The 5,344-nt window shown below is 64.6% G+C and carries 4 protein-coding genes and 1 tRNA gene; 2 read left to right on the top strand and 3 right to left on the bottom strand.

Annotated features, from left to right (window positions below):
• Positions 1-379: 379 nt before the first annotated feature.
• The 3 genes from ggt to ACROSR_RS20010 are packed head-to-tail and all read right to left on the bottom strand — an operon-like array spanning position 380 to position 4,271.
• Positions 380-2,152 (bottom strand): gamma-glutamyltransferase, encoded by a 1,773-nt coding sequence (gene ggt / locus ACROSR_RS20000; protein WP_432687646.1) that lies wholly within the window; start codon positions 2,150-2,152, stop codon positions 380-382.
• Positions 2,153-2,164: 12 nt separating this feature from the next.
• Entirely contained in the window at positions 2,165-3,277 is a 1,113-nt protein-coding gene (locus tag ACROSR_RS20005) for a THUMP domain-containing class I SAM-dependent RNA methyltransferase (protein ID WP_432687647.1), read from the bottom strand.
• Positions 3,278-3,284: 7 nt separating this feature from the next.
• Entirely contained in the window at positions 3,285-4,271 is a 987-nt protein-coding gene (locus ACROSR_RS20010) for a 2-hydroxyacid dehydrogenase (protein WP_432687648.1), read from the bottom strand.
• A gap of 102 nt (positions 4,272-4,373) precedes the next feature.
• On the opposite strand from ACROSR_RS20010, the gene ACROSR_RS20015 reads away from it, so the two are divergent.
• Together ACROSR_RS20015 and ACROSR_RS20020 are read left to right on the top strand one after the other, a co-directional pair.
• On the top strand, positions 4,374-4,874 hold the full coding sequence (locus tag ACROSR_RS20015) for an SH3 domain-containing protein (protein ID WP_432687649.1): 501 nt from the start codon (positions 4,374-4,376) through the stop codon (positions 4,872-4,874).
• An 85-nt stretch (positions 4,875-4,959) separates the two neighbouring features.
• Positions 4,960-5,034: transfer RNA gene (locus ACROSR_RS20020), tRNA-Gln, on the top strand.
• Positions 5,035-5,344 lie beyond the last annotated feature (310 nt).

The following is a 5,344-nucleotide window of genomic DNA, read 5'->3' on the forward strand; positions in this document are numbered from 1 at the left end:
ACGTTGATCCATCGAAACGAACCAAACCGCCCACATATCTCTTCAGATTACAAATTTTCAAAGAGCGCAGAGACAAAATCAACCGGAAGCGCCAATCCTTAGCGCAACCCGCCAATCAAACCCCAAAGTCGTCAAAGTCGCAGCAAACAAACCTTCGCGTCGCCCGCCGCTAAACCTACCAACAACACCTCAGCGCCGCCGGTGAAAAGGCTTCTAAGGTTACTGCGCAAAAGACGCAAGACGTTTTTTACAGAAAAATGAAGTTTTCCGATTTTCGATCGATTTTTTTGCGGCGTGACCCCTTTTCCATCTGGCCGAAGCCGCCGCAGGTCCCGCGGACCACGCGCCTGTGTGCCTTCCGGCAGGGTGCCAGCGCATCTCACTTGCCGTATGCGAGGCCTTCGCGACGCGGGTCCGCACCGCCACGCAATCCCTGCCCGATCTCAATCACGTGCAATCCCGACGTCTGGGCCGTCATGCTGACATCATACCCCAAACCGCGCATCTGCTGCGCAAGGCGGTGCGCTCCGGGCTCCACGTCATACCGCCCGAAGCGATTCACCAAATGCGGCAAGCTGACCGCACGTTGGGGGTCCATCCCCCAATCGGCCCAGGCGATTATCGTTTTCGCGACATACCCGATGATACGGCTGCCACCCGGACTGCCAAGGACCAGCACGGGCTGCGCGTCGCGCCGCACGATGGTCGGGGCCATCGAGGACCGGGGTCGCTTGCCGGGGGCAACGGCGTTGGCGATCGGACGCCCGTCCGCATGGCTCGCAAAGGAAAAATCGGTCAGCTGATTGTTCAGCAGGAACCCCCGCACCATGAGCCGCGCGCCAAACCCGTTTTCGATGCTCGACGTCATGCTGAGTGCGTTGCCATATTGATCAGTGATCGAGATGTGCGATGTCGATGGCCTTTCAGCCGACCAGCCCTGCCCCCAATCCAGCGCGTGCTCGAACTCCGGTTCGCCCGGCGCCACCTCGGGCAAGGCGTCTTCGCGGCGCAGAAGCGCCGAACGCGACCGCAGATATTCCGGCGCAAGCAGGCCGGTGACCGGCACGGGCACGAAATCACGATCCGCCAAAAAGCGCCCACGATCCGCGAAGGCCAGACGGCTCGCATCGCCGATCAAGCGCCAGGCCTCGGGGTCGTCGGATCCTATCTGCGCCAGATCGAATGGCGCCAGCAACCCCAGGATCTGCGCAACCGTCACGCCCCCCGACGACGGCGGCCCCATGCCGCAAACCTCCAGAGCACGGTACGGAGCGCAAACGGCGGGTCGGTCCCTGACGCTGTAGATCGCGAGATCCGTCTCATTCAGCAGGCCGGGATTGTCGCGCACATTTTGAACGCGCGCGGCAATATCGGCGGCAATCTCTCCGGTGTAGAATGCCTGCGCGCCGTCTTCGGCCAGCACGCGCAGGGTCCGCGCATAGGCTGGATTGCGCAGGGTGTCGCCCGCCTGCACCGGCTGCCCGTCGGGCAGGAAATACGAACGTGTGTCGGCGTACCGCGCAAGGCGTTCGGCATCCTGCGCAACCAGGGTGGCCAGCCGCGGACTGACAACGAACCCATCCTCGGCAAGCCGGATCGCATCGGTGAAAAGGCCGGGCCAGTCGCTGCGCCCCCAACGGGAATGGGCCTCTGCCAGCAGGGCCGGCACACCCGGCACGCCGACGGACCGCCCGCCGATCACCGCATCAAAGAAATCGAGCGGTTGGCCCTGCGCGTCCTGCAACAATCGCGGCGTGGCGGCCAGCGGTGCGGTCTCGCGCCCGTCCAGCGTGGTGATCTCACCAGAGGCGGCATCGTGCCATAGCAGGAACGCACCACCGCCAAGGCCAGAGCTTTGCGGCTCTACCAGCCCCAGCACCGCCTGCACTGCGACCATCGCATCCGCGGCCGTGCCGCCTTGCGCCAGCACCCGTGATCCCGCTGCGACCGCAAGGGGATTCGCCGCGGCGATCATCCAGTCCGTCGCCTCGACCGACCGCCCCGCCGCCTTGGCCTCTGCCGAGGCCGTGAGCATGGCCGGTACATCCAGCATTCCTGCGCCGGGCTGTTCCGGGGCGACACGATCGGCGGCGTCCTGTGCTTGAACCGGACCCATGAGGCTTAGCCAGAGTACCAGACCGAAACCGCGCATCGCGTATCCTCCCTATAGCGGATCGGTGCGCCATAGCGTCACCTTCAGCCCACCATGCGCCACGGACGGCCCTGCTGGCAAGAAAGGCAGGCCGGTGGTTTTCGCCAACCCGCCATCGCTGGTCACCAGCCCGACGCGCCAGCCGCGCATCTCGCGCCGCAAAACCTCGCCGAGGCGCGCGTAAAGCCCGAACAGCAGCTTTCGATTGCCGATTCGGGCGCCGTAAGGCGGGTTGACCATCACCAGGCCCGGCGGGCCGTCGGGCCGGACGAGATCGGAGATCGGCTGACAGGCAAAGCGGGTCAGATCGCCCACCCCGGCACGGTTCGCGTTCTGGCCGGCCATCCGTACCGCGCCCGCATCACGATCGTAGCCGATGAACTGCTGCGGCAGCCCGTGCGGCGTGGCCGTGTGGCCAAGCGCGGCCCACGCCTCTGCATCAAAGCCGGCCAGATCCTCGAAGGCGAAGGGTCGCGCCCGTCCGGGATTCAGCCCCGCGGCGATTTCTGCCGCCTCGATCACGAACGTGCCCGATCCGCACATCGGATCGACCACCGGCTCGGTTCCGTCATAGCCGCAGTGCCGCAGGAAAAGCGCGGCCAGTGTTTCGCGCAGCGGGGCCTTGCCGACGGCTTCCTTGTAGCCGCGGCGGTGCAGCGGTTCGCCAGAGGTATCAAGGCTGAACGTGACCAGATCATCCTCGATCCGCGCCATCAGGCGCAGCGGCGCATCATCGGTGACAGGTGCGCCAAGGCTTTCGGTGATCGCCGTGACGATCCGCTCTTTTGCCGCGCCCGCGTGATAGATCTTCGACTTGCGGCAGGTCACCTCGACCCGCAACGGGACGTCAGCACGCAGATGTGCCGACCAATCGAATTTGCGCGCCCGCTTGTCGAGCTGCGCAAGATGCATGGCACGGAACCCGCCAATGCGGGCCAGCACCCGCCCGGCACCGCGCAGAACCAGATTGGCACGCATCACGTCCGGCCAGGTCCCCGGAAAACTGACGCCGCCGCGATCGGTGGCCACCGGGCCGAATCCCGCAGCGCGGGCCTCGGCGGCCAGCACATCCTCCAGCCCCGGCGGAGCGACACAGAAAATCTCGAATGGCGCGGTTTGACTCAAGGCGTCGTCACAGCATGGACGGGACGACCTGATCGGGCGGACGATGCCCGTCATCATAGGTCTTTATGTTGATGATGACCTTTTCGCCCATCTCGATCCGCCCCTCGACCGTGGCCGATCCCATATGCGGCAAGAGCACGACATTGGGCAGTTCGCGCAGACGCGGATTGATCTCTGTGCCATGCTCGTAGACGTCAAGGCCGGCCCCCGCCAGATCGCCCGCGCGCAACATGCGCGTCAGGGCGTTCTCGTCGATCACCTCGCCGCGAGAGGTGTTCACGATCACCGCCTCGGGCTTCATCAGCTTCAGCCGCCGCGCGTTCATCAGGTGAAAGGTCGACGGGGTATGCGGGCAGTTGATGCTGAGGACATCCATGCGCGCCACCATCTGATCGAGGCTTTCCCAGTAGCTGGCCTGCAGGTCGTCCTCGACATCGCAATGCAGCCGGCGCCGATTGTGATAATGCACCTGCATGCCGAACGCCGCTGCCCGCCGCGCCACGGCCTGCCCGATCCGACCCATCCCGAGGATGCCCAGGCGGCGCCCGGCCACACGCCCGCCCAGTAGCGCCGTGGGCGACCAGCCCTGCCAGTCGCCCGACTGCATCTGCGCCAGCCCCTCGGGCAGGCGGCGCGTCACCGCGAGGATCAGCGCCATGGCCATGTCGGCGGTGTCATCGGTCAGTACGCCGGGTGTGTTCGATACAAGGATGCCGTGCTGCCGCGCCGTGTCGACGTCGATGTGATCGACACCCGCACCGTAATTCGCGATAAGCTTCAGCTGATCCCCGGCCTGCGCGATCAGGCCCGCGTCGATCCGATCCGTCAGCGTCGGCACCAGCACATCCGCCTCGCGCACCGCGCGTGTCAGCTCTTCGCGCGTCATCGGCGTATCGTCGCCGCGCAGAGTGACATCGAAGAGTTCGCGCATCCGCGTCTCGACCGGTTCGGGCAGGCGTCGCGTCACGACCACATTCAGACGGGCAGATGGCATGAAATCCCTCCTCACGCTTTCATTCAACGCAGCTTGCTGGCAAGGTGGCGCAAGAACGGGCGGGGCACAAGAACCCCGTGCAAGCGGACGGGCGGGAATCTGATGAAAGTGACGAGATGGCGGGGCCTCGCAGCGCTGGCGCTTCTGACCTGGCCGCTCTTCGCTGCGGCGCAGGATCGCGGCCCGGTCACCAACCTGCCGCTGCCCCGCTATGTGTCGCTGAAGGCGTCAGAGGCCAACATCCGCCGCGGTCCAAGTCTGACCCATCGGATCGACTGGGTGTTCAAGCGCCGCGGAATGCCCCTGCGTGTCACCGCCGAATATGGTCACTGGCGCCGTGTGCAGGACCATGACGGGGCCGGGGGCTGGGTGCATTACACGCTCTTGTCGGGCGCGCGCACGGCCCTCGTGACAGTCAAGATGCTCGACATGCGCGCGCGCCCCGATCCCGAGGCCATGGTGGTCGCCCGTCTTGAACAGGGCGTGGTCGCACGGCTAAGCGAATGCGGTGTGACGTGGTGCGCGCTTTCGACGAACGGCTACGACGGCTGGACCGTGAAAAGCGCGCTTTGGGGCATCGACGGGAACGAGATATTCGATTGAGGCGGCTGCGCAGGGCCGGATACGCAAATATTTTCCACACGGCTCTTGAACCGAACGAGGGTCCAGAGTAATGAGCGGCGCACGTTGGGGTGTAGCCAAGTGGTAAGGCAGCAGTTTTTGGTACTGTGTACCGTAGGTTCGAATCCTACCACCCCAGCCAAGGCATCATATCACATAAGTTTCAATGACTTACGCGGGCGTCAGCATGCGCCTCCGGAACACTTTTTCGGAGCACTGCTCCGTCTCATGTTGGACACTTTCTGAGCCGACGAGTCGAGCTGGGCAGATAACTCGCAGTGCCTGCCCACCCAAACGGTCCAAACAAGACAACACACCCCCTTTCACCATCTCTGCAGCTTGTAGAATCGGCACAGGACCCGTCATCTTTCGTCCATGTGCGGACGTTTCATAGACCCCAACCTGCGCGGCACCGAGTTCGAGTTCGCCGAGCCGAAGATCACGCCCTTCCC

The sequence above is a fragment of the Roseovarius tibetensis genome (assembly GCF_050896375.1).
GTDB classification, from domain to species: domain Bacteria; phylum Pseudomonadota; class Alphaproteobacteria; order Rhodobacterales; family Rhodobacteraceae; genus Roseovarius; species Roseovarius tibetensis.